Origin of the sequence: Aestuariimicrobium sp. Y1814, assembly GCF_050113895.1 — a bacterium.
Classification (GTDB): domain Bacteria; phylum Actinomycetota; class Actinomycetes; order Propionibacteriales; family Propionibacteriaceae; genus Aestuariimicrobium.
The window spans coordinates 436,670-462,814 of the sequence record NZ_JBNJRW010000001.1 but is presented as its reverse complement, the minus strand read 5'-3'; the positions used below and the strand labels follow the sequence as shown (position 1 = coordinate 462,814).

Annotated in this window: 21 protein-coding genes and 3 rRNA genes; 22 read left to right on the top strand and 2 right to left on the bottom strand. The window is 67.3% G+C overall.

Annotation, left to right across the window (positions count from 1 at the left end):
* The first annotated feature begins 490 nt into the window (after nucleotides 1–490).
* From ACQE3C_RS02265 to recN, 12 genes are all read left to right on the top strand, one after another.
* Nucleotides 491–2,008 (top strand): 16S ribosomal RNA (locus ACQE3C_RS02265).
* A 396-nt stretch (nucleotides 2,009–2,404) separates the two neighbouring features.
* Nucleotides 2,405–5,500, top strand: a 23S ribosomal RNA gene (locus tag ACQE3C_RS02260).
* 128 nt (nucleotides 5,501–5,628) lie between these two features.
* Nucleotides 5,629–5,745 (top strand): 5S ribosomal RNA (gene rrf / locus ACQE3C_RS02255).
* The 16S, 23S and 5S rRNA genes sit together here, the layout of an rRNA operon.
* Nucleotides 5,746–5,831: 86 nt before the next feature.
* Entirely contained in the window at nucleotides 5,832–7,529 is a 1,698-nt protein-coding gene (locus ACQE3C_RS02250; protein WP_434537558.1) for a hypothetical protein, read from the top strand.
* On the top strand, nucleotides 7,526–8,512 hold the full coding sequence (locus tag ACQE3C_RS02245; protein ID WP_434537557.1) for an HAD-IIA family hydrolase: 987 nt from the start codon (nucleotides 7,526–7,528) through the stop codon (nucleotides 8,510–8,512). The genes ACQE3C_RS02250 and ACQE3C_RS02245 overlap by 4 nt, the downstream gene beginning before the upstream one ends.
* Nucleotides 8,513–8,564: 52 nt before the next feature.
* Complete coding sequence (locus ACQE3C_RS02240) at nucleotides 8,565–9,170, top strand: biotin transporter BioY (protein WP_434537556.1); 606 nt, start codon at nucleotides 8,565–8,567, stop codon at nucleotides 9,168–9,170.
* Nucleotides 9,171–9,177: 7 nt separating this feature from the next.
* Nucleotides 9,178–9,882, top strand: coding sequence for an energy-coupling factor ABC transporter ATP-binding protein (locus ACQE3C_RS02235; protein WP_434537555.1), 705 nt, complete (start codon nucleotides 9,178–9,180; stop codon nucleotides 9,880–9,882).
* Nucleotides 9,879–10,529 carry an energy-coupling factor transporter transmembrane component T family protein gene (locus ACQE3C_RS02230; RefSeq protein ID WP_434537554.1) on the top strand — a complete coding sequence of 217 codons (651 nt, stop codon included), beginning with the start codon at nucleotides 9,879–9,881 and terminating at the stop codon, nucleotides 10,527–10,529. Before ACQE3C_RS02235 ends, ACQE3C_RS02230 begins: the two co-directional genes overlap by 4 nt.
* An 11-nt stretch (nucleotides 10,530–10,540) precedes the next feature.
* Nucleotides 10,541–10,813, top strand: a complete 273-nt coding sequence (locus ACQE3C_RS02225) for a hypothetical protein (protein ID WP_434537553.1) — start codon at nucleotides 10,541–10,543, stop codon at nucleotides 10,811–10,813.
* Between the two features lie 2 nt (nucleotides 10,814–10,815).
* The gene (locus ACQE3C_RS02220) at nucleotides 10,816–11,586 is read left to right on the top strand and encodes a TlyA family RNA methyltransferase (RefSeq protein ID WP_434537552.1); all 771 of its coding nucleotides are present in this window, start codon (nucleotides 10,816–10,818) and stop codon (nucleotides 11,584–11,586) included.
* 68 nt (nucleotides 11,587–11,654) lie between these two features.
* Complete coding sequence (locus ACQE3C_RS02215) at nucleotides 11,655–12,587, top strand: NAD kinase (protein ID WP_434537551.1); 933 nt, start codon at nucleotides 11,655–11,657, stop codon at nucleotides 12,585–12,587.
* Nucleotides 12,588–12,590: 3 nt separating this feature from the next.
* Nucleotides 12,591–14,306, top strand: a complete 1,716-nt coding sequence (gene recN / locus ACQE3C_RS02210) for a DNA repair protein RecN (protein WP_434537550.1) — start codon at nucleotides 12,591–12,593, stop codon at nucleotides 14,304–14,306.
* Here the strand turns inward: recN and ACQE3C_RS02205 are convergent.
* Nucleotides 14,279–15,331, bottom strand: a complete 1,053-nt coding sequence (locus ACQE3C_RS02205; protein ID WP_434537549.1) for an ATP-dependent DNA ligase — start codon at nucleotides 15,329–15,331, stop codon at nucleotides 14,279–14,281. The genes recN and ACQE3C_RS02205 overlap by 28 nt on opposite strands.
* A gap of 103 nt (nucleotides 15,332–15,434) precedes the next feature.
* Here ACQE3C_RS02205 and ACQE3C_RS02200 point away from each other — a divergent pair, with 103 nt between their 5' ends.
* From ACQE3C_RS02200 to ACQE3C_RS02155, 10 genes are all read left to right on the top strand, one after another.
* Nucleotides 15,435–17,150 (top strand): CTP synthase, encoded by a 1,716-nt coding sequence (locus ACQE3C_RS02200; protein ID WP_434537548.1) that lies wholly within the window; start codon nucleotides 15,435–15,437, stop codon nucleotides 17,148–17,150.
* Nucleotides 17,151–17,173: 23 nt separating this feature from the next.
* On the top strand, nucleotides 17,174–17,800 hold the full coding sequence (locus tag ACQE3C_RS02195; RefSeq protein WP_434537579.1) for an NUDIX domain-containing protein: 627 nt from the start codon (nucleotides 17,174–17,176) through the stop codon (nucleotides 17,798–17,800).
* Entirely contained in the window at nucleotides 17,775–18,737 is a 963-nt protein-coding gene (locus ACQE3C_RS02190) for a site-specific tyrosine recombinase XerD (protein ID WP_434537547.1), read from the top strand. Before ACQE3C_RS02195 ends, ACQE3C_RS02190 begins: the two co-directional genes overlap by 26 nt.
* 93 nt (nucleotides 18,738–18,830) lie before the next feature.
* Nucleotides 18,831–19,790: a ParA family protein gene (locus tag ACQE3C_RS02185; protein ID WP_434537578.1), complete on the top strand. Its 960-nt coding sequence runs from the start codon at nucleotides 18,831–18,833 to the stop codon at nucleotides 19,788–19,790.
* Nucleotides 19,775–20,221, top strand: a complete 447-nt coding sequence (locus ACQE3C_RS02180; protein ID WP_434537546.1) for a hypothetical protein — start codon at nucleotides 19,775–19,777, stop codon at nucleotides 20,219–20,221. The genes ACQE3C_RS02185 and ACQE3C_RS02180 overlap by 16 nt, the downstream gene beginning before the upstream one ends.
* Complete coding sequence (locus ACQE3C_RS02175; protein WP_434537545.1) at nucleotides 20,221–21,066, top strand: segregation and condensation protein A; 846 nt, start codon at nucleotides 20,221–20,223, stop codon at nucleotides 21,064–21,066. Before ACQE3C_RS02180 ends, ACQE3C_RS02175 begins: the two co-directional genes overlap by 1 nt.
* The gene (gene scpB / locus ACQE3C_RS02170) at nucleotides 21,063–21,776 is read left to right on the top strand and encodes an SMC-Scp complex subunit ScpB (RefSeq protein ID WP_434537544.1); all 714 of its coding nucleotides are present in this window, start codon (nucleotides 21,063–21,065) and stop codon (nucleotides 21,774–21,776) included. The genes ACQE3C_RS02175 and scpB overlap by 4 nt, the downstream gene beginning before the upstream one ends.
* Nucleotides 21,766–22,599: a pseudouridine synthase gene (locus ACQE3C_RS02165; RefSeq protein ID WP_434537543.1), complete on the top strand. Its 834-nt coding sequence runs from the start codon at nucleotides 21,766–21,768 to the stop codon at nucleotides 22,597–22,599. The genes scpB and ACQE3C_RS02165 overlap by 11 nt, the downstream gene beginning before the upstream one ends.
* 23 nt (nucleotides 22,600–22,622) lie before the next feature.
* Entirely contained in the window at nucleotides 22,623–24,071 is a 1,449-nt protein-coding gene (locus tag ACQE3C_RS02160) for a proteasome accessory factor PafA2 family protein (protein ID WP_434537542.1), read from the top strand.
* A 47-nt stretch (nucleotides 24,072–24,118) separates the two neighbouring features.
* Complete coding sequence (locus tag ACQE3C_RS02155) at nucleotides 24,119–25,183, top strand: FKBP-type peptidyl-prolyl cis-trans isomerase (RefSeq protein WP_434537541.1); 1,065 nt, start codon at nucleotides 24,119–24,121, stop codon at nucleotides 25,181–25,183.
* Nucleotides 25,184–25,208: 25 nt separating this feature from the next.
* On the opposite strand, the gene gluQRS is transcribed toward ACQE3C_RS02155, so the two are convergent.
* Nucleotides 25,209–26,105, bottom strand: coding sequence for a tRNA glutamyl-Q(34) synthetase GluQRS (gluQRS, locus tag ACQE3C_RS02150; RefSeq protein ID WP_434537540.1), 897 nt, complete (start codon nucleotides 26,103–26,105; stop codon nucleotides 25,209–25,211).
* Nucleotides 26,106–26,145: the final 40 nt, after the last annotated feature.

Here is a 26,145-nt window from a genome sequence, read left to right as displayed (position 1 = left end):
CCGGATGGTGTGGGTCGGAAGCCGGATTTGACTCTGGTGGGGGGCCCGGGTAGTGTTGCTGAGGTTGTCGCGAGGCAGCGGAAGTAGCTCCTGGCTAGGGGTTTCACTGGTTTTCAGTGGCTCGGGGTTGGGGGTGGCCGGTGGGCCGGTGGGTTTGACAGCCTGCGGGTGGATCGGTAGTGTTTTTCAGGTTGCCCCTTGCTGAGGCTCTCGGATTTGAGGGTTGAGGTGTGGGACGCGGTCGGATCTTGAGAACTCAACAGCGTGTCTAAAGTCAATGCATAGTTTTATTTTTGCATCCTGACTGTGCCATCTTTGTGGTGGTGGGGTTGGGGTGTGTTTTTTCCCGTGCCATGCCTTTTGGGTGTGGTTTGGGTTCCTTTGATTGATGGACAGTTGAAGACCAGCTTGGTTTTCTTTTGCTGGGCATCGAACTTGTTGACGTCGTGATGCTGGCTGCCTTTGGGTGGTTGGTGTTTGGCGATATTTTTCAACGGAGAGTTTGATCCTGGCTCAGGACGAACGCTGGCGGCGTGCTTAACACATGCAAGTCGAACGGTAAGGCCCTTCGGGGTACACGAGTGGCGAACGGGTGAGTAACACGTGAGTAATGTGCCCTTGACTCTGGGATAACAGTTGGAAACAGCTGCTAATACCGGATATGACCTGGTCCTGCATGGGGTTGGGTGGAAAGCTTTTGCGGTCTTGGATCAACTCGCGGCCTATCAGCTTGTTGGTGAGGTAGTGGCTCACCAAGGCTTCGACGGGTAGCCGGCCTGAGAGGGCGACCGGCCACACTGGGACTGAGATACGGCCCAGACTCCTACGGGAGGCAGCAGTGGGGAATATTGCACAATGGGCGCAAGCCTGATGCAGCAACGCCGCGTGCGGGATGACGGCCTTCGGGTTGTAAACCGCTTTCACCTATGACGAAGCTTTTTGTGACGGTAGTAGGAGAAGAAGCACCGGCCAACTACGTGCCAGCAGCCGCGGTGATACGTAGGGTGCGAGCGTTGTCCGGAATTATTGGGCGTAAAGAGCTTGTAGGCGGTTGATTGCGTCAGAAGTGAAAACTCAGGGCTTAACCCTGAGCCTGCTTCTGATACGGGTTGACTAGAGGGAAGTAGGGGAGAACGGAATTCCTGGTGGAGCGGTGGAATGCGCAGATATCAGGAGGAACACCGGTGGCGAAGGCGGTTCTCTGGACTTTTCCTGACGCTGAGAAGCGAAAGCGTGGGGAGCAAACAGGCTTAGATACCCTGGTAGTCCACGCCGTAAACGGTGGGTACTAGGTGTGGGGGACTTCCACGTTCTCCGTGCCGTAGCTAACGCATTAAGTACCCCGCCTGGGGAGTACGGCCGCAAGGCTAAAACTCAAAGGAATTGACGGGGCCCCGCACAAGCGGCGGAGCATGCGGATTAATTCGATGCAACGCGAAGAACCTTACCTGGGTTTGACATGTACCGGAAACATTCAGAGATGGGTGCCCCCTTTTGGGTCGGTATACAGGTGGTGCATGGCTGTCGTCAGCTCGTGTCGTGAGATGTTGGGTTAAGTCCCGCAACGAGCGCAACCCTCGTCCTATGTTGCCAGCGGGTAATGCCGGGGACTCATGGGAGACCGCCGGGGCCAACTCGGAGGAAGGTGGGGATGAGGTCAAGTCATCATGCCCCTTATGTCCAGGGCTTCACGCATGCTACAATGGCTGGTACAAAGGGCTGCGAACCTGTAAGGGTGAGCGAATCCCAAAAAGCCAGTCTCAGTTCGGATTGGGGTCTGCAACTCGACCCCATGAAGTCGGAGTCGCTAGTAATCGCAGATCAGCAACGCTGCGGTGAATACGTTCCCGGGGCTTGTACACACCGCCCGTCAAGTCATGAAAGTCGGTAACACCCGAAGCCGGTGGCCCAACCCTTGTGGAGGGAGCCGTCGAAGGTGGGACTGGTAATTAGGACTAAGTCGTAACAAGGTAGCCGTACCGGAAGGTGCGGCTGGATCACCTCCTTTCTAAGGAGTCTGTTTGGCCGGCACCACCTCTTGAGGGGTGTTTGGTCCAAGTGCTGGTTCCGGGGCGTGTGTTCCCGGCCGGCGCAGGCACTTTGTGGAGCATTGACCTGCGGATCTGTGGTGATGCTGTTCGTTCAGTACTGCCCAACTCGTTTCGTCTTCGGACGCTGGTGGGTTTGGGTGTGGAAGTCGACGGTGTCAGTTATGGGTCCTGGACACGTTGTTGGGTCCTGAGGGGCCGACCGTTCACACTTCTTGTGGGTGTGTGTGGTTGTGTTTCTTGGCGGACCATGGTCTGCACGTCCCTGGTTGTTGGGGGGTGTGGGGGTGGGCTCGGTTGTTGTTTGAGAACTTCACAGTGGACGCGAGCATCTTTGTAGATTTTTGTTTTTTGTTGGACAAGCTACTAAGTGCGATCGGTGGATGCCTAGGCACCAAGAGCCGATGAAGGACGTTGTAACCTGCGATAAGCCTTGGGGAGCTGGTAAACGAGCTGTGATCCGAGGATTTCCGAATGGGGAAACCTGGAATACCGGAGTCATGTCCGGCGACCTCTGCCTGAATATATAGGGCAGTTGGAGGGAACGTGGGGAAGTGAAACATCTCAGTACCCACAGGAAGAGAAAACAATAGTGATTCCGTGAGTAGTGGCGAGCGAAAGCGGAAGAGGCCAAACCGTGCGTGTGTGAGAGCTGGCAGGCGTTGCATGTGCGGGGTTGTGGGAGCATTCAGTCGGGACTGTCATCCTGGCAGGGAGTTAGAAATGATGGGTGAAGTTGAACGGTCTGGGAAGGCCGAGCGTAGAGGGTGAGACTCCCGTAAACGTAAGTTCGTCACTCCTGAGTGTTTTCCCAAGTAGCACGGAACCCCTGAAATTCCGTGTGAATCTGGCGGGACCATCCGCTAAGCCTAAATACTCCTTGGTGACCGATAGCGGACAAGTACCGTGAGGGAAAGGTGAAAAGTACCCCGGGAGGGGAGTGAAATAGTACCTGAAACCGATCGCATACAATCCGTCGGAGCCTTTCGGGGTGACGGCGTGCCTTTTGAAGAATGAGCCTGCGAGTTAGTGGTGTGTGGCGAGGTTAACCCGTGTGGGGGAGCCGTAGCGAAAGCGAGTCCGAACAGGGCGTTGAGTCGCATGCTCTAGACCCGAAGCGTAGTGATCTATCCATGGCCAGGGTGAAGCGAGGGTAAGACCTCGTGGAGGCCCGAACCCACTTGGGTTGAAAACCGAGGGGATGAGCTGTGGATAGGGGTGAAAGGCCAATCAAACTACGTGATAGCTGGTTCTCCCCGAAATGCATATAGGTGCAGCGTTGCGTGTTTCTTGCCGGAGGTAGAGCACTGGATGGTCTAGGGGGCCCACAAGCTTACCGAAATCAACCAAACTCCGAATGCCGGTAAGTGAGAGCGCAGCAGTGAGACTGCGGGCGATAAGGTTCGTAGTCGAGAGGGAAACAGCCCAGATCATCAGCTAAGGCCCCTAAGTGGTAACTAAGTGGAAAAGGATGTGGAGTCGCGGAGACAACCAGGAGGTTGGCTTGGAAGCAGCCATCCTTGAAAGAGTGCGTAATAGCTCACTGGTCAAGTGATTCTGCGCCGACAATTTAGCGGGGCTCAAGTTATCCGCCGAAGCTGTGGCATTCACGCGTGTACCTGACCCTTTTGGGTCCAGGTGTGTGGATGGGTAGGGGAGCGTCGTGTGTGCGGTGAAGCTGCGGGGTGACCTGGTGGTGGAGTGCACACGAGTGAGAATGCAGGCATGAGTAGCGAATGACGGGTGAGAAACCCGTCCGCCGAATATCCAAGGGTTCCAGGGTCAAGCTAATCTGCCCTGGGTAAGTCGGGACCTAAGGCGAGGCCGACAGGCGTAGTCGATGGACAACGGGTTGATATTCCCGTACCGGCGAAAACGAGCAAGTGTCGAATGAGTTGATGCTAAGGACGGAAGGCATTTGATCCCTTCGGGGTGATGGTGCTGACTCTCTGACCCAATGCTTTAGTAGGCAAGCTGCGGAGGGACGCAGGAAGGTAGCCCATCCCGGGCGATGGTTGTCCCGGGCTAAGTGTGTAGGGTGTGTGGTAGGTAAATCCGCCATGCGTGTGCCTGAGACATGAGGGGGAGCAGACTTTGGTCTGTGACTGGGTGATCCTATGCTGCCTAGAAAAGCTTCGTGAGTATTGTTTAGCCGCCCGTACCCCAAACCGACACAGGTGGATAGGTAGAGAATACCAAGGCGATCGAGATAATCATGGTGAAGGAACTCGGCAAAATGCCCCCGTAACTTCGGGATAAGGGGGACTGGATACGTGATGCCACTTGCTGGCTGATGCGTTGAAAGTCGCAGAGACCAGGCCCAAGCGACTGTTTACCAAAAACACAGGTCCGTGCCAAGTCGTAAGACGATGTATACGGACTGACTCCTGCCCGGTGCTGGAAGGTTAAGGGGAAGTGTCAGCGTGAGCGAAGCACTGAACTTAAGCCCCAGTAAACGGCGGTGGTAACTATAACCATCCTAAGGTAGCGAAATTCCTTGTCGGGTAAGTTCCGACCTGCACGAATGGAGTAACGACTTGGGCGCTGTCTCCACCATGAACTCGGCGAAATTGCATTACGAGTAAAGATGCTCGTTACGCGCAGCAGGACGGAAAGACCCCGGGACCTTTACTATAGTTTGGTATTGGTGATTGGGACGACTTGTGTAGGATAGGTGGGAGACTTTGAAGCGGGCACGCCAGTGTTCGTGGAGTCATCGTTGAAATACCACTCTGGTCGTTCTGGTTATCTAACCTAGGTCCATTATCTGGATCAGGGACAGTGCCTGATGGGTAGTTTGACTGGGGCGGTCGCCTCCCAAAAGGTAACGGAGGCGCCCAAAGGTTCCCTCAGCCTGGTTGGCAATCAGGTGTTGAGTGTAAGTGCACAAGGGAGCTTGACTGTGAGAGGGACACCTCGAGCAGGGACGAAAGTCGGGACTAGTGATCCGACGGTGGCACATGGAAGCGCCGTCGCTCAACGGATAAAAGGTACCCCGGGGATAACAGGCTGATCTTGCCCGAGCGCTCACAGCGACGGCATGGTTTGGCACCTCGATGTCGGCTCGTCGCATCCTGGGGCTGTAGTCGGTCCCAAGGGTTGGGCTGTTCGCCCATTAAAGCGGCACGCGAGCTGGGTTCAGAACGTCGTGAGACAGTTCGGTCCCTATCCGCTGCGCGCGTAGGAATCTTGAGAAGGGCTGTCCTTAGTACGAGAGGACCGGGACGGACCAACCTCTGGTGTGCCAGTTGTCCTGCCAAGGGCACGGCTGGTTGGCTACGTTGGGGAGTGATAACCGCTGAAAGCATCTAAGCGGGAAGCACGCTTCAAGATGAGGGTTCCCACAGATGAATCTGGTAAGGCCCCCGGCAGACCACCGGGTGATAGGTCGGATGTGGAAGTGCTGAGAGGCATGGAGCTGACCGATACTAATAGGCCGAGGGCTTGTCCCTCACACTCAATTTGTCTACAAAGATGCTACGCGTCCACTGTGTTGTTCTCGAGGAACAACCAAGCACCCGGTCCGGCCGGCCCTTGTGGGTCTGGCTGGCAGGGGTTCTGGTTGATATCTCCATAGTGTTACGGTGGCCATGGCGAAAGGGAAACACCCGGCTCCATTCCGAACCCGGAAGTTAAGCCTTTCAGCGCCGATGGTACTGCAGGAGGGATCCTGTGGGAGACTAGGACGCTGCCGGACTTCAACACACCCCCTGGTGAGTCCCCTGATCGGGACACACCAGGGGGTGTTTTCATACTCTTTCCACGTAGGGCAGGATGACTACCATGACCGATCCCCAGGAACGCTCCGAGGACCAGCGCGGCGCCGGCCAGGGCCGCGACCGACGGTCCTGGGCCCGCCGCGATGACGACCGCCGCTCCTCCGGCGCCGGCGGACGCAATGACCGGGGTCGTGACGATCGACGTCCCTCCGGCGATCGTGGGCGATCCGAGCGCCGTCCCTATGGTGACCGCTCCCGTGATGAGCGTGGTGGCCGTGACGATCGCCGTCCCTATGGTGTCCGCTCCCGTGATGAGCGTGGTGGCCGTGACGATCGCCGTCCCTACGGTGACCGTTCCCGCGACGACCGTGGCGGAAGCGGTGAGCGCCGTTCCTCCGGTGAGCGTGGTCGTGATGACCGTCGTCCCTATGGTGACCGCTCCCGTGATGAGCGTGGTGGCCGTGACGATCGCCGTCCCTATGGTGACCGCTCCCGTGATGAGCGTGGTGGCCGTGACGATCGCCGTCCCTACGGTGACCGTTCCCGCGACGACCGTGGCGGAAGCGGTGAGCGCCGTTCCTACGGTGAGCGTGGTCGTGATGACCGTCGTCCCTATGGTGACCGCTCGCGTGACGATCGTGGTGGCGAGCGTCGCTCGTACGGGGACCGAGGTCGCGATGACCGCCGCTCGTTCAGTGACCGGGGTCGTGACGACCGCGGTGGCGAGCGTCGTCCCTACAGTGATCGGGGCCGCGACGATCGCGGGACCCGCCGCGACCACCGCGGTGGACCAGGCCACGACCCCGAACTCAGCCGCGAACAGGTGCGCGAACTCGAACGCGCCCAGCGTCCCGGCCTGCAGCGCAGGGACAACGAGCCGGACACTCCCGCCGACTTCGACGAGAAGACCCTTCCGCGTCCTGTCCGCGCCGAGCTGCGCAGCCTCCCCAAGGACCTGGCCGCGATCGTCGGGGCACACCTGGCCATGGCCGGCGCCCTGATGGACGAGGACCCCGAGCTCGCCCTGGCCCACGCTCAGGCAGCCCGGCGACGTGCCGCACGCCTGCCCGTCGTCCGGGAAGCGACCGCCGAGGCCGCCTACGCCGCCGGCGACTGGTCGACCGCACTGACCGAATACCGCGCCTTGTACCGCATGTCAGGCAGCGGCGACTACCTGCCCGTGATGGCCGACTGCGAACGTGCCCTGGGCAAGCCGCGCGAAGCCCTGCGGCTGGCCCGCGAGGCCTCGAGCGCACAGCTCGAACCGGCGATGAAGCTGGAGATGAGCATCGTCGAGGCCGGTGCCCGGGCAGACCTCGGACAGGTCGAGGAGGCCCTGCGCATCCTGCAGACCGCCATCACGTCAGGCCAGGGCCCCAAGGAAGCCCGGGCTCGGCTGCACTACGCCGCCGCCGACCTGCTCGAGCAGCGCGGCCAGCTCGACCAGGCAGCAGACCAGTTCCAGGCCGCAGCCAGGCTCGACCCCGAGGAACTGCTCGACACCGCCATGCGGCTGGCCCGTCTCGGCGCAGGGGGGCAGGGTGCTGGTGGGGATTTCGACATCGATATCATCGCGATGGATGACCTCGACGAGGACACGGATGACGACTCGGAAGAGGACTCGGACGACGACCTCGACGATGAGGACACGGACCTGGCAGACGGGGACGCAGACAACGGGGACACAGACGAACCCGGCGCCACCGAACTCAATGCCACTGAAGACACAATCGACGAAGCAATCGACAAGGATGAGTCATGAGCCTGATTGACAGCTACGACGCCGGCCTGTTCGACCTGGACGGGGTGGTCTACCTCGGCCCCGAGGTGATCCCCGGCGCCGCCGAGTCGATCAGTGAGCTGCGCCGCCGCAACATTCGCGTCGGCTTCGTCACCAACAACGCCGCCCGCACCCCGGCCACCGTCGCCGAGCACCTCACCGAGTTGGGTGTCGAGGCGGACGAGGCCGACGTGGTCGCCAGCTCGCAGGCAGTCGCCCGCCTGATGGCCGCCGAACTGCCGGCCGGTGCCCCGGTCCTGGTGGTCGGCACCCGCGCCCTGGCCGAACAGGTCACCGCGGTGGGCCTGGCCGTGGTGAACTCCAGCGCCGACAACCCGGCCGCCGTCGTGCAGGGCTACGACCCGAACATGACCTGGCCCCGGCTCGAGGACGCCGGCCACGCCATCCAGCACGGTGCACGCTGGTTCGTCAGCAATACCGACCAGAACCGCCCCACCAACAAGGGCCTGGTGCCCGGCGCCGGCCCGATGGTTGACGTCGTGCGCAGCGCCGTCGACGTGGAACCGACCATCGCCGGCAAGCCCTACCCGCCGCTCATGCAGGAGACCGTGATCCGGTTGGGGGCCGAACGCCCCCTCTTCGTCGGCGACCGCATCGACACCGACATCATGGGTGCGGTCGGGGTGGGCATCGACTCCCTGTTCGTGTTCACCGGCGCCCATGGCAAGCAGGACCTGCTCACCGCCGGTCCCGACGGACGCCCCACCCACATCGGCCACGACCTGGCCGCGATGCTCGCACCGGCACGCGAGGCGACCGTCAGCGAGGGTCAGGCCGTCGTCGGCCAGGCCACTGCACGCGTCGTCAACGGCGTGGTCAACCTGGACGGCGTCCCGGCCGACCGTGAGGGCCAACTCGATGCCCTGTGGGCCGTGCTGCAGCTGGTCTGGCAGCAGGAGGCCGATGGACAGGCCGCTGTCGACCAGCTCGACCAGGTCGGCTGAGCCGCCGAGCCCGGCGCCCACACCAGAAGCCACGTCAAAGAGGAGTACCACGATGTCCACCAACAAGACCTCACCGGTGATGGACCTGGCGCTGGTCGCCGTCTTCGCCGCGCTGATCGCCGCGTTCTCGCTGGCCCCTGCGGTGCCGCTACCGGGCAATGCTGTCCCCATCACGCTGCAGACGCTGGCGGTGGCGCTCACGGCCATGATCATCGGCCCGTGGCGTGGGGCGGCAGCCACCCTGCTGTACCTGGTGGTCGGCTTCGCCGGGCTGCCGGTCTTCGCGCAGGGTGCCTCCACCATCGCCGTCCTGGCCAGGCCCTCGGCGGGCTACCTGATCTCCTTCCCGATCTACGCCATCGTCGTGGGCCTGCTCGCCCGGTACGCGCTGCGCCGCACCAACTGGAAGCGCCCCGCCCTGCTGGTTGTCGCCGGGCTGGTCGGCAGCTTCCTGGTCGTGCACCCGCTGGGCATCCTGGGCATGGCCCGCAACATTCCCATCGCGCTCGATCGTGCGCTGGTGGCCGACATTGCGTTCTGGCCCGGTGACCTCGTCAAGACCGTCGTGGCCGCCCTGATCGCCACCGCCGTGCACAAGGCCTTCCCCGCACTGGCGGCCCGCCGCCGGGTCAGCGCCACCAGCACCCAGGCTGCCTGAACCGCCCGTGATCGTCCTGCACGGGGCAGGACTCGAGGTGGAGGTCGCCCAGTCCGGTGGTCTCACTACCCGGACGATCCTGGCCCCGACCTCAATTGAACTCGCCGAACGCCGCATCGCGGTGATCGGCGCCAACGGGTCGGGCAAGTCGACCCTGCTGCGGCTGCTGAACGGGCTCACGCTGCCCAGCACCGGCCGCGTCACCGTCGACGAGCACGACACCCGACGCGACGGGTCTGCGGTGCGCCGCCGGGTCGGGTTCGTGTTCACCGACCCCCTCCACCAACTGGTGATGTCCACCCCGGCCGACGACGTCGAGCTGAGCCTGCGGCGAAGCATCCGCCACCGCTCCGAACGCCGGGCCACGGCCCTGCGGCTGCTCGAGCAGCGGGGCCTCGGCCACGTCGCGCAGTCGTCCATCTACGACCTGTCCGGCGGGGAACGCCAACTGGTCTCCCTGACCGCCGTGCTGGCCGTGGAGCCGGCGATCATCGTCGCCGACGAACCCACGACGCTGCTCGACCTGCGCAACCGACTGCAGGTCATCGATGCGCTGATGGCCCTCGACCAGCAGGTCATCATCGCCACCCACGACCTCGACTTCGCCGCCCGTACCGACCGGGTGCTGCTGGTCGACGACGGCCACGTCGTCGAAGACGGTGACCCGGCGCGGGTCATCGCCCGCTACCAGGCGATGATGGGGGCCCGATGAAGGCCCACCACCAGCTCTTCGGCCTGTACACCCCCACCGGCTCCTGGGTGCACCGCATGCCGGCGGGCGCCAAGTTCGCCATCCTGACGCTGACCACCCTTCCGGTGGTCCTGCTGCGCAACCCCTGGCTGTCGGTCGGGCTGGTGACGCTGGCCGTGGCGATGCTGGTCGCCAGCCGCATTCCGCTGCGGCGCAGCCTGGGGGTGCGTCCGCTGTTCTGGGTGGTCGTGGCGGTGGTGGTCGCTTACCCGCTGTTGTTCGGACGACCCGTCGACGCGCTGGTCACCGGTGCCAACATCGTCGGCGCGTTCTACCTGGGTCGGGTCATCACCATGACCACCCCCGCGATGGACCTGGTCGAAACCCTCGTCCGGGTCGCCCGGCCACTGGACTGGATCGGGTTCAGCTCCGAACGATTCGGCCTGGCCGTCATGGTGATGCTGCGCTCGGTGCCCTACCTGGTCGACAGCTTCAGCAGGGTCGGCGAATCGGCCCGCGCCCGCGGCATCGACCGCAACCTGTTCGCCCGGGTCACCCCCGTGATCGTGGACGCCGTCTCGTACGCCACCCGCACCGGGGAGGCCATGATCGCCCGCGGCCTGGCCGACGACACCACGCCCGAGGCCGGCCGGACGAACGCGCGGTAGGCTCGGCTGCCATGACCACCCCCGAACACGGGACCGAACCGACAGCCCCGCCGGCCACCCCAGCGCCCACGACGGGACACCCGGCCATCGACGCCGCCCTGGCCGAGTTCGGGAAGCTGTCCCAGCACCCGAACGACCAGCACCATGCCCGGCTCAGCCAGGTCAGCGACGTGCTGGCCGCCGTGCTCGAGGACCGCGGAGCACCCGGCCAGCACCAGCCCGGCCAGCCCGGCCAGCCCGGCCAGCCCTCGCCGGGCCCGCGGCCGTCGGCCCCCCGCCGCTGACCATGACCACGCCGGCACGTCGCCTCGACCTGGAATTGGTCGCCCGCGGGTTGGCCCCCTCCCGCAACATCGCCCAACGCCTGGTCGCAGCAGGCGTCGTCCGGGTGAACGGCACCCCGGCCATCCGCAGCGCCACCCCCGTCGACAGTGACGACCTGGTCGAGGTCGCCGGACGCCAGCGGTGGGTCTCCCGCGCCGGTGAGAAACTCGCCGGCATCCTCGACGAGCTGGACCCCGACAACACCTGGTTCGCCGACGCCCCGGTGGTGCTCGACGCCGGTGCCTCCACCGGCGGTTTCACCCAGGTCTGCCTGCACCGCGGCGCCGGTCTCGTCCACGCCATCGACGTCGGCCACGACCAACTCGACCCCGGCCTGCGGGCCGACCCCCGGGTGCGGGTCGTCGAAGGATTCAACCTGCGCCACCTCACCCCCGACGACCTGCCCGGCGGGGTCGACCTGGTCGTCTGCGACGTCTCGTTCATCTCCGTCCGGCTGCTGCTCGAGCCGCTGCTGTCGGTGCTGCGCCCCCACGGACGTGCCCTGGTCATGGTCAAACCCCAGTTCGAGGTCGGCCGCGAACGCCTCGGCGCCGGGGGAGTGGTCAGCGACCCCGAACTCCAGGCCGAGGCCGTCCAGGCCGTCCGGGAGGACGCCGCCCGGCTGGGCTGGGCCAGCAGCGAACCCCACCCGGCCAGGATCACCGGCAGCGCCGGCAACCAGGAGTTCTTCCTGCTGCTGCGTAGGTCCTCTGCAGCCGAGCACGGGCGATAGGGTGGACAGGCAGGCCACCCGAGGGCCGGACACGACATCAGCAGGAACGAACCTGGGAGGGAGCCGACATGGGCGAGCGCCGCATCGCGGTCATGATCCATCCCGTCCGTGAGGAGGCGCTGGTCTCGGCCGCCGAGTTCATCTCCCGCATGGCGCGCCACGGGGTGGACACCATCGTCCTGCCCGAACAGTGGGAACTGTGCGCCCGCGCCCTGCCCGACCTGGTCGACACCCCCCACCTGCAGCCCAGCGCCGACCTGTCGTCCAACCACGTCGAACTGGTGGTCGTCTTCGGTGGCGATGGCACGATCCTGCGGGCCGCCGAGTGGGCCTACGAACCCGAGGTGCCCCTGCTGGGGGTCAACCTCGGCCACGTCGGGTTCCTGGCCGAACTCGACTCCTCCGAGGTCGGCCACCTGGTCACCCACGTCACCGAACGCAGCTACGACGTCGAGGAACGCCTCACCCTGTCGGTCAGCGTCCACGACGAACACGGACGACTGGCCTGGGAGTCGTTCGCCATCAACGAGGTCTCCCTCGAGAAGGGCTCGCGCGAGCGGATGCTGGAGGTGCTCGCCCACATTGATGAGCGCCCCATCAGCCGCTGGGCCGGCGACGGTGTGCTGGTCAGCACCCCGACCGGCTCCACCGCCTACGCCTTCAGCGCCGGCGGGCCGGTGATGTGGCCCGACGTCGAGGCCATCGAACTGGTGCCGCTGTCGGCCCACGCCCTGTTCGCCCGACCCATGGTGCTCAGCCCCCGCTCACGCGTCGACCTGGACATCCTGCCCCACAACGCCGGCCCGGCCGTGCTGTGGTGCGACGGGCGGCGCACCTTCGACCTGCAGCCGGGCAGCAGGGTCACGGTCAGCCGTGGCCCCCACGACCTGTTGTTGGCCCGGCTCACCGAACAACCCTTCACCACCCGACTGGTCAAGAAGTTCAACCTCACCATCGACGGGTGGCGCTCACCGCACGGCCGCAGCGCGCGCGGGGCCTGAGCTGTGCTGCGCGAACTCCGCATCACCAACCTCGGGGTGATTGCCGAGGCGACCCTCGCCCTCGGCCCGGGCATGACCGCCCTGACCGGTGAGACCGGCGCCGGCAAGACCATGGTCACCAGCGGGCTCGGGCTGCTGCTCGGCGAACGCGGGGACGCCTCGGTCGTGCGCCACGGCAGTGACCGGGCACTGGTCGAGGGCCGCTTCGAACTCGTCGACGAAGCCCTGGTCGAAGACCTCGGTGGCACGCTGGAGGAGGGGGAACTGCTGGTCAGCCGGCAGGTGAACAGCGGCGGGCGCTCCCGGGCCTTCGTCGGGGGAGCGCAGACCACCATCGCCGCGCTGGCCCAGGTCACCACCGAACTGGCTACCATCCACGGCCAGTCCGGGCAGGTCCGGCTGGCCGACCCGCAGCGCCAGCGCGACGTCCTCGACCGCGCCTGCGGTGACCAGCACCTGGCGCACCTGGCCCGGCACCGGGAACTGTACGACCGTCGCCGTGCTGCCACCGAGGAGCTGGAACTGCTCACCACCCAGGCCCAGGAACGCCTGCGGGAGGCCGGGCTGCTGCGGCTGGGCCTCGACGAGATCGCCGCCGTCGACCCTCGCCCCGGGGAGGACGAGGAACTGGCCACCGAGGCCGCCCGACTGGGTTCACTGGACGAACTGCAGGTCCTGTCCGAACAGGCCTCCCAGCTGCTGGCCGGCAGCGACGACCCCTCGCGGGACGACCCGGGTGCCGTCGGGCTGGTCGGCCGGGCCCGCCGCGTCGTGGGCCAACTCGCCGACCTCGACCAGAGCGCGACCAGCCTGCTCGAGCGGGCCGTCGACCTGGGGCACCAGCTCAACGACCTGGCCGCTGACGTCGCCTCCTACCGGGCCGACCTCGACACCGACCCGCAGCGTCTCGACGCCGTGCTGCAGCGGCGCGCCGACCTGGCCGCGCTCAGCCGCAAGTACGGCCCCGAACTCACCGACGTGCTCGCCTGGGCAGACCAGTCCTTCGAGCGGCTGGCCGACCTGGAAGGCTCCGACGAGCGCATCGACGAGCTGCGCCGGCTCAGCGCCGAACTCAGCGACCAGCTCGACGAGTCCGCCCGCACGATCACCGCACGCCGCCGCGCCGGGGCCGAGCGGCTCGTCGAGGCGGTCACCGAGGAACTGGGGGCCCTGGCCATGCCACACGCCCGGCTCGAGTTCGTCCTGACACCCAGCGAGGCCGTCGGACCCCACGGCGCCGAACAGGTGGCCCTGCTGTTCTCCGCCAACTCCGGGGCGGCACCGGCACCGCTGGGCCGGGTCGCCTCCGGCGGTGAACTGTCCCGGGTGCGGCTGGCCCTCGAGGTCGTCCTCGCCGGCGAGGCCACCGGCCACACCTTCGTCTTCGACGAGGTCGACGCCGGCATCGGTGGGGCGGTGGCCCTCGAGGTCGGCAAGCGACTGGCCAGGCTGGCCCGCCACTCCCAAGTGCTGGTCGTCACCCACCTCGCGCAGGTGGCCGCCTTCGCCGACGACCACGTCGTCGTGCTGAAGCAGTCGGACGGGGAGGTCACCACCAGCGGGCTGAGCCGGGTCACCGGCAGCCAACGGCAGGCCGAACTGGCCCGCATGATGGGTGGCCTCGACCAGGTCAGCAGCGCCCAGGAACACGCCCGCGACCTGCTCGAGGCCGCGACCCGTGCCAGGGCCGATCACTCCAGCATGGATGCCAGGTCGTAGGTCGGGTCCAGGCTGAGCTGGTCGAGCCGGCAGGTCCGCGGGTCACGGTCGACCCGCCAACGACGGAACTGCGCCGGGTGGCGGAACTGGCTGCCCTCGAGCTGGTCGAAGGAGACCTCCATCACCCTGGTCGGCTGCAGGGCCACCAACGACTGGGACGTCAACGACCCGGTGCCCGGCACCCCGTTCAGGATCGGCGCATCGGCCAGCGCCACCTGCAGCGGCAGCAGTTCTTCGGCCATCTCCACCCGCTGCTGGTCGGTCAACGCGTTCACCACCCCGACGTAGTGCAGCGACTCATCGCCGGCCCCGTACATCGCCAGGATCAGGCTGCCGACACCGCGGTGGCGCGGGTTGCGCCGGAAGCCCACCACCACGGCCTCCGCGGTGCGGGCATGCTTGACCTTCAGCCAGCTGCGGCGACCGTACTCGTAGGCGCCGTCGGCCTGCTTGACCATCAGCCCGTCCAGGCCCGACCCCTCGAACGAGTCGTACCAGCCGCGGGCGACCTCGGCGTCGGAGGTCTGGGCGGTCAGGTGCAGCCCGCCGGCCGGGTCGGCGCGGGTGAACAGGTCCTCCAACACCTTGCGGCGTTCGGTGAAGGGCTTGGGACGCAGGTCGGTGTTGAACAGCGCCAGCACGTCGAAGGCCACCATCTCGGCCGGGGTCTGCTCCGCCATCCGGGCCACCCTGCGCAGCGACGGGTGCACCCGCCGGCTCAGCGCGTCCCAGTCCAGGTGCTGGGCTCCCATTGGGCCGCTGGGCACGAAGATCTCAGTGTCGACGACGCACCGGGTGGGCAGCGAGTCACGGACGTACTCGACGATCTCGGGGAAGTAGCTGGTCAGCGACTTGTTCATCCGGCTGGTGAGCTCGATCTGCGCGCCGTCGCGCAGCACGATGCAGCGGAAGCCGTCCCATTTCGGTTCGTAGAGGTAGCCGCCGGGGACCGAATCGGTGTCGGGGATCTCACCGACAAGGCGTGCCAACATCGGTGCGACTGGCACATCAATGGGCAGCTGCATGCAGACAGTCTCCCACGTTTGTGGCCCGGCCTTGGAACGGGGCCGGATTGCACCGGCGATCCGCGGTCGGCGAGGGCCGCGATGTGGCATAGGATGGCAGTCCGTGGGCAACGCGAAGGTAACCAAGCATCTATTCGTCACCGGCGGCGTGGTGTCGTCCCTCGGCAAGGGACTGACCGCATCGAGCCTCGGGAACCTGCTGGTGGCCCGGGGGTTGAGGGTCAGCATGCAGAAACTCGACCCCTACCTCAACGTCGACCCGGGCACGATGAACCCCTTCCAGCACGGTGAGGTCTTCGTCACCGAGGACGGGGCCGAGACCGACCTGGACATCGGCCACTACGAACGCTTCCTCGACGTCAACCTCGACGGTGCGGCCAATGTCACCACCGGCAAGGTCTACTCCACCGTCATCGCCAAGGAACGCCGCGGCGACTACCTCGGTGACACCGTGCAGGTCATCCCGCACATCACCAACGAGATCAAGGAACGGATGCTCGCGGTCGGCGGCCCCGGCATCGACCTGGTCATCCACGAGATCGGCGGCACCGTCGGCGACATCGAGTCGCTGCCCTTCCTGGAGGCCGCCCGGCAGGTGCGCCACGAAGTGGGTCGCGACAACGTGTTCTTCCTGCACGTCTCGCTGGTGCCCTACATCGGGCCCTCCGGTGAGATGAAGACCAAGCCCACCCAGCACTCCGTGGCCAAGCTGCGCGAGGTCGGCATCCAGCCCGACGCCATCGTCTGCCGCGCCAACCGGGAACTCGGGGAGGGCATCAAGCGCAAGATCGCGATGAGCTGCGACGTGGACGAGGAGGCCGTGGTCGCCTGCATCGACGCGCCCAGCATCTACGCGATTCCGCGGGTGCTCCACGACGAGGGCCTCGACGCCTACGTCGTGCGCCGGCTCAGCCTGAAGTTCCGCGACGTCAACTGGACCAAGTGGAACAAGCTGCTCGACAGCGTCGAGAACCCCACCGAGGAAGTCACCATCGCGCTGGTCGGCAAGTACATCGACCTGCCCGACGCCTACCTCTCGGTCACCGAGGCGCTGCGCGCCGGTGGCTTCGCGAACCAGGCGAAGGTCAACCTGCGCTGGGTGGCCTCCGACACCTGCGAAACCCCCGAGGGGGCCCGGGAGAACCTGGCCGACGTCGACGGCATCTGCGTGCCCGGCGGGTTCGGCATCCGCGGGGTCGAGGGCAAGCTCGGCGCCCTCAAGTTCGCCCGTGAGAACCAGCTGCCCACCCTCGGGCTGTGCCTGGGCCTGCAGTGCATGGTCATCGAGGCCGCGCGCAACCTGGCCGGCATCGAAGACGCGGCCTCCACCGAGTTCGACCCCGAGACCGGCTCCCCGGTGATCGCCACCATGGCCGAGCAGGAACTGATCGTCCAGGGTGAGGGTGACCTCGGCGGGTCGATGCGGCTGGGCTCCTACCCGGCTGAACTCGTCCGCGGTTCGGTGGTCGCCCGCGCCTACGGCAAGACCAAGGTCGAGGAACGCCACCGGCACCGCTACGAGGTCAACAACCGTTACCGCGCCGAGCTCGAGAAGGCCGGGCTGGTGATCTCGGGAACCTCGCCCGACCGCAACCTGGTCGAGTTCGTCGAACTGCCCCGCGAGGTGCACCCCTACTACGTCGCCACCCAGGCGCACCCCGAACTCAAGTCACGCCCCACCCGCCCCCACCCGCTGTTCCAGGGGCTCGTCGAAGCAGCGCTGAACCGCTCCCGGTCCAGCCGACTGCCCGTCGACGGCGACGAGACCGCCCAGGCCCAGCCGAGCGATCAGGTGCAGCCGAGCGAGCAGGAGCAGTAGTGAACGCCCCCGCAGACCGGCCGATGGCCTGGCCCGTATCGTCCAGCGACGTGCTCGCCCGAGGCCGGGTGTGCAACTTCGTCCAGGAAACGGTGGTGCCGCCCAGCGGCGAGCCGTTCAGCCGCCAGTTCATCTCCCACCCCGGCGCGGTCGGCATCATCGCGGTCGACGAACAGGACCGGGTCGCGGTGGTCAACCAGTACCGCCACCCCGTCGGCCTCGAACTCGTCGAACCCCCGGCAGGGTTGCTCGACGTCGACGGTGAGGACTTCCTGGTCGCCGCACAGCGCGAACTCGCCGAAGAGGTCCAGCTGCGGGCCGACGACTGGCGCATCCTGGTCGACGTGTGCACCAGCCCCGGCGGCTCCGAGGAATCGGCCCGCGTGTTCCTGGCCACCGGGCTGAGCGAGGCACCCCACCCCGACGGGTTCGTCCCCGAGGACGAGGAGGCCCACATGCAGGTCGGCTGGGTGCCCTTCGACGACCTGGTCGACGGGGTGCTCGCCGGTCGCCTGCAGTCGCCGCTGCTGGTCGCCGGCATCATGGCGCTGGCCGCAGCCCGCGGCACCGGCCGCCTCGACCACCTGCGCCAACCCGACGCCCCCTGGCCCGTGCGTGAGGTCCATGCCCGCCAACAGCGCGACCGCTGAGCCCCACCCCGACATCAACCGGGTCGTCGAGGACTACCTCGACCACCTGGCGGTCGAGCGGGGACTGGCGGCCAACACCGTCGCTTCCTACCGGCGCGACCTGGCCCGCTACCAGCGGTTCCTGGCCGACCGTGGCATCACCCGCCTCGCCGAGGTCGCAGCAGCCGACGTCGCTGCCTTCGCCGCCGACCTGGCCACCCCGGGACCCGGCCACAAGCCGCTGGCCACCTCGTCGATCGGACGAACAGTCGTGGCCGTGCGCGGCTTCCACCGTTTCGCCACCCGCGAGGGGCACCGCCCCCTCGACCCCGCCCGCGACGTCTCCCCGCCCACGGTGGGCACCCGGCTGCCGAAGGCCCTCGACCACGACCAGGTGCGCCGATTGCTCGAAGCCCCCGACCCGAGCACCGTCGAGGGGCTGCGCGACGCGGCCCTGCTCGAACTGCTCTACGGCACCGGCGCACGGATCAGTGAGGTCTGCGCCCTCGATGTGGACGAGGTCTCCCGCGCCGTCGAGGACCCGGCCGCCGGGTTGCGACTGCTCGGCAAGGGCCGCAAGCAGCGGGTGGTGCCGCTGGGCAGCTATGCCCGCCGCGCCGTCGAGGCCTGGCTGGTGCGGGGGCGCCCCGACTGGGCCGCCCGCTCGGCCCGTCCCGGCCCGGCGCTGCTGCTGAACACCCGCGGCAACCGGCTCTCACGCCAATCGGCCTGGGCCGCCGTGCAGCAGGCGGCCGGCAGCGCGGGCCTGGGGGTCGAGGTGTCGCCGCACAGCCTGCGCCACAGCTTCGCCACCCACCTGCTCGACGGCGGGGCCGACATCCGCGTCGTCCAGGAACTGCTGGGCCATTCCTCGGTGACCACCACCCAGATCTACACCCTGGTCACTGTGCAACACCTGCGCGAGGTCTACCTCGAGTCCCATCCCCGGGCACGCTGAACCGGGACTGCCTGCCGCGGGCAGGCTCCCACTAGACTCGCGGGAGCGAGACGGATGGAAGGGATCGACGTGACTTGGACCGATCAGGACCTCATCGACCAGCCGGGACCCCAGGAGGCCCCCGACCAGGACGACTGGGGTGCCGAGGACTCCGCTGAAGATCCCAGCGACGCCCTGTTCACCGTCGAGACCGCGGCCGCCGCCGATGACGACCTCGGCCCCACCGGCCGACCCTTCCCGCAGCTGCCCGAACCGACCCCGCCGGGGCCCGGGCCCCGCAGGACGGTCACCATCGCGATGACCAACCAGAAGGGTGGCGTCGGCAAGACCACCACCACCATCAACCTCGGCGCAGCCCTGGCCGAGTACGGCTTCAAGGTGCTGCTGGTAGACTTCGACCCGCAGGGTTCGCTGTCGGTGGGCCTCGGGGTCAACCCGCACACCCTGGAACGCAGCATCTACAACCTGCTGCTCAGCAAGCAGTACACCCCCGAGGACGTGATCGTCGAGGGCCCGGTCGACCGGCTCGACCTGCTGCCCAGCAACATCGACCTGTCGGCTGCCGAGGTGCAACTGGTCAGCGAGGTGGCCCGCGAGCAGACCCTGAAGCGGGTCCTCGACAAGCTCAAGGGCAGCTACGACTTCATCCTGATCGACTGCGCCCCCTCGCTGGGCCTGCTGACCGTCAACGCGCTGACCGCCTCCGACCAGGTGATCATCCCGCTGGAATGTGAGTTCTTCGCGCTGCGCGGGGTGGCGCTGCTGACCGACACCATCGAGAAGGTCACCGACCGGCTCAACCCCGACCTGGAACTGCTCGGCATCGTCGGCACCATGTACGACGCCCGCACCCTGCACTCCCGCGAGGTGCTCGAGCGGGTCGTGCAGGCCTTCGGTGACAAGGTCTTCCACACCGTCATCCGGCGCACCATCAAGTTCCCCGAGACCACCGTCGCCGGCGAACCGATCACCACCTACGCCTCCTCGTCCCCGGGGGCCGAGGCCTACCGCTCCCTCGCGCGGGAGGTGGTGGCCCGATGCCACGTCGGGTGAGCCTGCCCGGCGCCTCCGAACTGTTCCGCCGCACCGAGGCCCCCGAGCCTGTCCAACCCGAGCCTGTCCAACCCGAGCCTGGTCAACCCGGGCCTGGTCAACCCGGGCCGGTCCAACCCGGGGCGAGCGCGCCCCCGGACGAGGTCGACGCTGCCGCGCCGTCGTCCCAGCCCTCGGCTGAACCCGCGACTGAAACGGTGACTGAGGCGGGCGCCCACACCGGGCGCGTGCGCCACGACGAGAAGATGACCGTCTACGTCAGCGCCACCGAACTGGTCGCCCTGGAACAGGCCAGGCTGGGCTTGCGCGCCGAACACGGTCTCAAGGTCGACCGCGGACGACTCGTCCGGGCGGCGGTGGCGCTGGCCCTGGCCGACCTGGCCGAGCGCGGTGAGGACAGCGACCTGATCCACCAGCTGCGGACCCAGTGATGGCCGCGCCACGCCGGCGCCACGGGGTGGCCGACCCGGTCGACGAGCAGGCCCAGCACCCCGGGTTCACCGTCCGGCTGGACAACTTCGAGGGCCCCTTCGACCTGCTGCTGCAACTGATCAGCAAGCACAAGCTCGACGTGACCGAGGTGTCCCTGTCGCGGGTCACCGACGAGTTCATCGCCTACATCAAGGTCGGGGCCCAGGCCTGGGACCTGGACCAGACCTCCTCGTTCCTGCTCGTCGCCGCCACCCTGCTCGACCTGAAGACCGCCCGGCTGCTGCCCTCAGGTGAGGTGGACGACCTGGAGGACCTCGCCCTGCTCGAGGCCCGCGACCTGCTGTTCGCGCGACTGCTGCAGTACCGCGCCTTCAAGACCGTCTCGGGGCTGCTGGCGGCCAGGCTGGGGGAGGAGTCGGCCCGCTTCGCCCGGCCTGGTGGCCTCGAGGAGCAGTTCGCCGCCCTCGTGCCCGAGGTGGTGCTGCCCGCGGGGGAACGGCTGGCCGTGCTGGTTGCCCGGCTGCTGGTCGCCGACGAACCGGTCAACGTGCAACTCGGCCACCTGCACGGGGCGGCGGTCAACGTGCAGGAACAGGCGCGGTTGGTGGTCGCCCGGTTGCAGGCGGCCGGCACGCTGACCTTCCGGGCGCTGACCGCCGACGCCGACCGGCTGACCACCGTGGCCCGCTTCCTGGCGCTGCTGGAACTGTTCCGTGACGCGGCGGTCACCTTCGAACAACTCACCCCGCTGGGCGAACTGACCATCCGCTGGACCTCGGACCAGGGTGAGCACGAGATCTCTGACGAGTTCGACCAGACCCCCGGACAGGAGGACAGCCCATGAGTGCCGAGCCCATGAGTGCCGAGCCCACGCAGCCCGAACCCACGCAGCCCGAACCCGAGCAGCCCGAACCCGAGCAGCCCGACCAGGAGCAGCTCGAACCGGCGGAGCTGACCGCGCCGGTGGAGGCGCTGCTGCTGATGGCCACCGAACCGGTGCCCACCGCCACCCTGGCGCAGGCCATCCAGGCCCCCGAACACCTCGTCGCGCAGGCCTGCGAACTGCTGGTCGAGTTCTACGACCAGAGCGGACGCGGCTTCGAACTGCGCCACGTCGGGGGCGGCTGGCGGCTGTGGACCCGGCCGGAACACGCCGACCTGATCGGGCGCTGGGTGCTGGAGGGCCAGCAGTCCCGGCTGAGCCAGGCGGCCCTGGAGACCCTGTCGGTGATCGCCTACCTGCAGCCGGTCTCCCGCTCCCGGGTCTCAGCTGTGCGCGGGGTGAACGTCGACGGGGTCGTGCGCACCCTGCTGTCGCGCGGCCTCATCGAGGAGGCCCCGGCCGAGGAGGGCTCGGCGGCCACCCTCTTCCGCACCACCGACTACTTCCTGGAAAGGATGGGGTTGGAAGGACTGGACGAACTGCCGCCGCTGGCCCCGCACCTGCCCGACGCAGGTGCGCTCGAGGCGGAGTTGGCGCGTATGGTTGATCCTTCGCCCGCCGAGCAGCCCGACCCGCAGAACCCCACCGAGGAGAACGACGATGAGCACTGACCCGCAGCAGGACCCCCAGGTGGACCCGGAGCTGGAATCCGACGACGACTACGTCAGTGACGTCCCCGAGGACTACCGGGCCCCCGAGGAACCCGAACGCGAGCTGATCCGCCTGCAGAAGGTGCTCGCCCAGGCCGGTATCGCGTCGCGCCGGGCCGCCGAGATCATGATCGACGAGGGCCGCGTCGAGGTCAACGGGCGCGTCGTCGACGTCCAGGGCCTGCGGGTCGACCCCGCCCGCGACACCATCCGGGTCGACGGGCAGCGGATCCCCCCGGCCAGGCACCACCTCTACTTCGTCCTGAACAAGCCCCGCGGGGTCGTCTCGACCATGGACGACCCGCTCGGCCGGGTCACCCTGACCCGCTACATGGACCGGCAGAAGGAGCGGCTGTTCCACGTCGGGCGCCTCGACACCGAAACCGAGGGCGTGATCCTGCTGACCAATGACGGCGAGTTCGCCCACCGGCTGGCGCACCCGAGCTACGAGGTGTCGAAGTCGTACATGGCCGACGTGCTCGGTGAGGTCACCCCCAAGACGATCGACCGGCTGATGAAGGGCCTGCGCCTCGACGACGGACCAGTGAAGCCCGACAAGGTGAAGCTGGTCGACAGCGCCGGCGGCCACAGCCTCGTCCGGATCACCCTGCACGAGGGGCGCAACCGCATCGTGCGCCGCATGATGGACGCGGTCGGCCACCCCGTCGACAAGCTCACCCGCACCTCCATCGGCCCGGTGCGGCTGGGGAACCTTCGTCCGGGGGAGTCGCGGCACCTGACCAAGGAGGAGATCGGCGCGCTGTTCGACCTGGTGGGCATGTGACCTAGGGTGATCTTGTGGCACCGATGAGCAGAAGGGCCCGCGGCTTGGAGACCGAGTACGGGCTGGCGATGCAGGTCCTGCGGCAGCGCCAGGTCGCCGGGCGCACCGAGGAGATGTGGCGGACGCTGGGCGCCGATGAGGCAGCCCAGCACCTGTTCCGGCCACTGGTGAACAAGCAGGCCACCACCAACGCGTTCCTCAAGAACGGCGGACGGCTCTATCTCGACGTCGGCTCGCACCCCGAGTACGCCACCCCCGAATGCGACCGGATCACCGACCTCATCATCGCCGACCGCGCCGGTGACCGGATCGTCGACGACCTGGCCGAACGGGCACTGGCGATCCTGCAGGAGCAAGGCACCACCGCCCGGCTGCAGCTGTACAAGAACAACACCGACTCGGCCGGCAACTCCTACGGCAGTCACGAGAACTACCAGGTCACCCGCGACCTGGCCCTGGGCCAGTGGGTCGCCGCCCTCACCCCCTTCCTGGTCGTGCGGCAACTGCTGTGCGGCGCCGGGAAATGGGTGGTCGAGAACGGCAAGGGCAAACTGTGGCTGTCCCAGCGCGCCGCCCACCTGTGGGACCCGGTCTCCTCGACGACCACCAGGTCCCGCCCGCTGGTGAACTCCCGCGACGAACCCCACGCCGACCCGCAGCGCTACCGCCGGCTGCACGTGATGGCCGGTGACTCGACCCTGTCCCAGCCCACCCTGCTGCTGCGCATCGGCGCCACCGAACTGGTGCTGCGGGCCATCGAGGACGGCTACGACTTCGAGGAATGGGCCCTCAGCGACCCCGCCGCCGCGATCCGCGAGGTGGCCCGCCACCGCGACGGCCGCGCCCGGGTGGAACTGGTCAGCGGACGACTGGCGACCACCCTGGAAATCCTGGACGCCTACTACGGCATCGTCGCCCCCTACGCCGACGACCAGGAACTCAAGCAGGTGCTCGACCTGTGGCAGCTGGTGATGGGGGCGGTGGCCGACCGCCAGCACTCCCGGATCGAACGGGTCATCGACTGGGCCATCAAGGAACACTTGATGCTGCAGTACGCCCACCGCCACCAGCTCACCAACCAGGCGCCCCAACTGGCCGAGCTCGACCTGGCCTACCACGACATCCATCGCGGCGGGGATGCCCGGGCGCGCGGACTGTTCGCCCACGCCGAGGTCACCGGCCACGTCAACCACCTGGTCGAACAGGTCGAGCTGCGCCAGGCGATGACCCACCCCGTGGTCACCACCCGGGCCCGGCTGCGCGGACGACTGATCAGCGCGGCGCGCACCTTCCACCGCGACTTCACCACCGACTGGATGACCTTCACCTGTCGTGACCTGAGCGACGGCACCGTGGTGCTGCCCGACCCACTGGCCAGTGAGGACCCCCGGGTGGACGCGCTGATCGCCCGGATGGAGCACGAACCCCGGCTCACACGCTCGGCCGGCTTCACCGGTGATCCGCTGGTCTGACCGGTTCGTGGTGCGGTCTGCGCGTCGGGTAACCTGCACTGGTGCGCATGAACCACTCGTCCCCTTCGCCCACCCGTCGCATCGGCCGGCGTCGCCTCTCGATCGTCGCCGCTGCCGTGGCCGCTTCGCTGGCGCTGGCCGCCTGCACCGGTGGCGGAGATGAACCGACGCCCAACCCGACCGACACCAATGTCGTGACCACTGAGCCCAGCGTTGACCCCAGCGCTTCGGGTTCGGGCTCCGCGTCACCGTCGGTCGCCCCCAGCACCATCAGCAACCTGGACGCGCTGGACGTCAGCGGTGCCTTCGGCGCCGAGCCTGCCGTCACCGCGAGTTGGCCGCTGGCCATCGCCGAGACCCAGGTGAAGGTGCTCAGCGAGGGTGCCGGGCCCGAGGTCGCCGAGGGTGGCACCGTGCTGGTCAACTACACCGGCATCAACGCTCGTGACGGCAAGTCCTTCGACAGCTCCTGGGTCGACGGTGTGGCCACCCCGGTCGCCTTCCCGCTCGACCAGGTGATCGCCGGCTTCCGGATCGGCTTGGAGGGCCAGAAGATCGGTTCACGCGTCGTGATCATGATGACCCCCGCTGATGGCTACGCCGAGGGCAACCCCGGCGCCGGGATCCTGGCCACCGACTCGCTGGTGTTCGTGGTCGACATCGTCTCGGCCCAGCTCGACGAGCCCTTCGGCACCGCCGTCACCCCGCCGGCCGGGCTGCCGACCGTCACCGACAATGGCAAGGGCAATGCGCCGACCATCACCATCGGCAGCGATGTCACCAAGCCCACCGAGCTGGTCGTCCAGCCGCTGATCACCGGCACCGGGCCTGCCGTGAAGGACACCGACGGCATCGTCGTGAACTACACCAGCGTCGGCTGGAACGGTGAGGTGCTCGCCCAGAACTACACCACCGGCCCCGAGACCGGCATGCTGAACACCCTGATCCCGGGCTGGCAGAAGGGCCTGGTCAACCAGCCCGTCGGCTCGCGGGTGCTGCTGATCGTCCCGCCGGCCGACGCCTACCCCAAGGGCAACGCGACCCCGTCGATCCCCGCCGGTGAGACGCTGGTCTACGTCGTCGACATCCTGTTCGCCAGCGCCTCCGGCTAGTCATCCGGGTGGTCCCGGCCGCTGATCACCAGCGGTCGGGGTCGACTACCCACGCCCGGGTGGCGCTCGTCCACGACCGCTCCGGCAGGGCCAGCAACTCGTCGTTGTCCAACTCCGGGTCGATCCCGAGCGAGGCCAACAGCCAGCCGCGCACCTGTCGGGCATCGTGGCCTGCGGCTGCCAGGTCGGCCAGGCTCACCACCCCGTCGCGTTTGGCCAGCCGCTCACGGGCCGGGTTGACGGCCAGACCCACGTGCACGTACTCGGGCACCGCGAAACCCAACTGCTGCGCCAGCCACGCCTGCCTCGGTGACGACGAGAGCAGGTCATCGCCGCGCACCACCTGGCTGACCGACTGCAAGCCGTCGTCCACGACCACCGCCAGGTTGTAGGCAGGGGTCCCGTCCCCCCGGGCGACCACGAAGTCGTCGACCACCCCGGTGACCGTGCCCGCGAACCGGTCCTGCACGCTCATCGACACACCCCCGGCCCGCACCCGCAGCGCACCTGGACGGTCCCGGCGCCGCCGGGCCCGCTCGTCCTCGGTGAGGTCGGCGCAGGTGCCGGGGTAGGCGCCCTGCGGCAGGGTGGCCCCGTTCGGCGCCTGGGCCGCCTCGGCGATCTCACGCCGGGTGCAGAAACACTCATAGGTCTCCAGCGAGGCGATCGCCTGCCGGTAGTGCTCCAGGCGCTGCGACTGGCGGGTCACCGGCGGGCGCCAGTCCAACCCGATCGCGGCCAGGTCCTGCAACTGCCGCGCGGCGACCTCGGGGGCGGCGGCGACCCGCTGCTGGTCGAGGTCCTCGATGCGCACCAGGAAGCCGAGCCCGGACCGCCTGGCGAAGACCCACGCCAGCAGCGCGGTGCGCAGGTTGCCGACATGCAGGTCCGACGTCGGACTGGGGGCGAAACGTCCAGCCACGCATTCCTCCCGATGGTCGCGCTGATAGCCTCGCACCAGT

Coding starts and splice junctions, on each gene's coding strand:
- ACQE3C_RS02195 (WP_434537579.1), top strand. CDS start 17,174: ATGGCCTGGCCCGTATCGTCCAGCGACGTGCTCGCCCGAGGCCGGGTG.
- ACQE3C_RS02190 (WP_434537547.1), top strand. CDS start 17,775: ATGCCCGCCAACAGCGCGACCGCTGAGCCCCACCCCGACATCAACCGG.
- ACQE3C_RS02240 (WP_434537556.1), top strand. CDS start 8,565: ATGTCCACCAACAAGACCTCACCGGTGATGGACCTGGCGCTGGTCGCC.
- scpB (WP_434537544.1), top strand. CDS start 21,063: ATGAGTGCCGAGCCCATGAGTGCCGAGCCCACGCAGCCCGAACCCACG.
- ACQE3C_RS02180 (WP_434537546.1), top strand. CDS start 19,775: ATGCCACGTCGGGTGAGCCTGCCCGGCGCCTCCGAACTGTTCCGCCGC.
- ACQE3C_RS02225 (WP_434537553.1), top strand. CDS start 10,541: ATGACCACCCCCGAACACGGGACCGAACCGACAGCCCCGCCGGCCACC.
- ACQE3C_RS02230 (WP_434537554.1), top strand. CDS start 9,879: ATGAAGGCCCACCACCAGCTCTTCGGCCTGTACACCCCCACCGGCTCC.
- ACQE3C_RS02205 (WP_434537549.1), bottom strand. CDS start 15,331: ATGCAGCTGCCCATTGATGTGCCAGTCGCACCGATGTTGGCACGCCTT.
- ACQE3C_RS02245 (WP_434537557.1), top strand. CDS start 7,526: ATGAGCCTGATTGACAGCTACGACGCCGGCCTGTTCGACCTGGACGGG.
- ACQE3C_RS02175 (WP_434537545.1), top strand. CDS start 20,221: ATGGCCGCGCCACGCCGGCGCCACGGGGTGGCCGACCCGGTCGACGAG.
- ACQE3C_RS02165 (WP_434537543.1), top strand. CDS start 21,766: ATGAGCACTGACCCGCAGCAGGACCCCCAGGTGGACCCGGAGCTGGAA.
- ACQE3C_RS02160 (WP_434537542.1), top strand. CDS start 22,623: ATGAGCAGAAGGGCCCGCGGCTTGGAGACCGAGTACGGGCTGGCGATG.
- ACQE3C_RS02220 (WP_434537552.1), top strand. CDS start 10,816: ATGACCACGCCGGCACGTCGCCTCGACCTGGAATTGGTCGCCCGCGGG.
- ACQE3C_RS02215 (WP_434537551.1), top strand. CDS start 11,655: ATGGGCGAGCGCCGCATCGCGGTCATGATCCATCCCGTCCGTGAGGAG.
- ACQE3C_RS02250 (WP_434537558.1), top strand. CDS start 5,832: ATGACCGATCCCCAGGAACGCTCCGAGGACCAGCGCGGCGCCGGCCAG.
- ACQE3C_RS02155 (WP_434537541.1), top strand. CDS start 24,119: ATGAACCACTCGTCCCCTTCGCCCACCCGTCGCATCGGCCGGCGTCGC.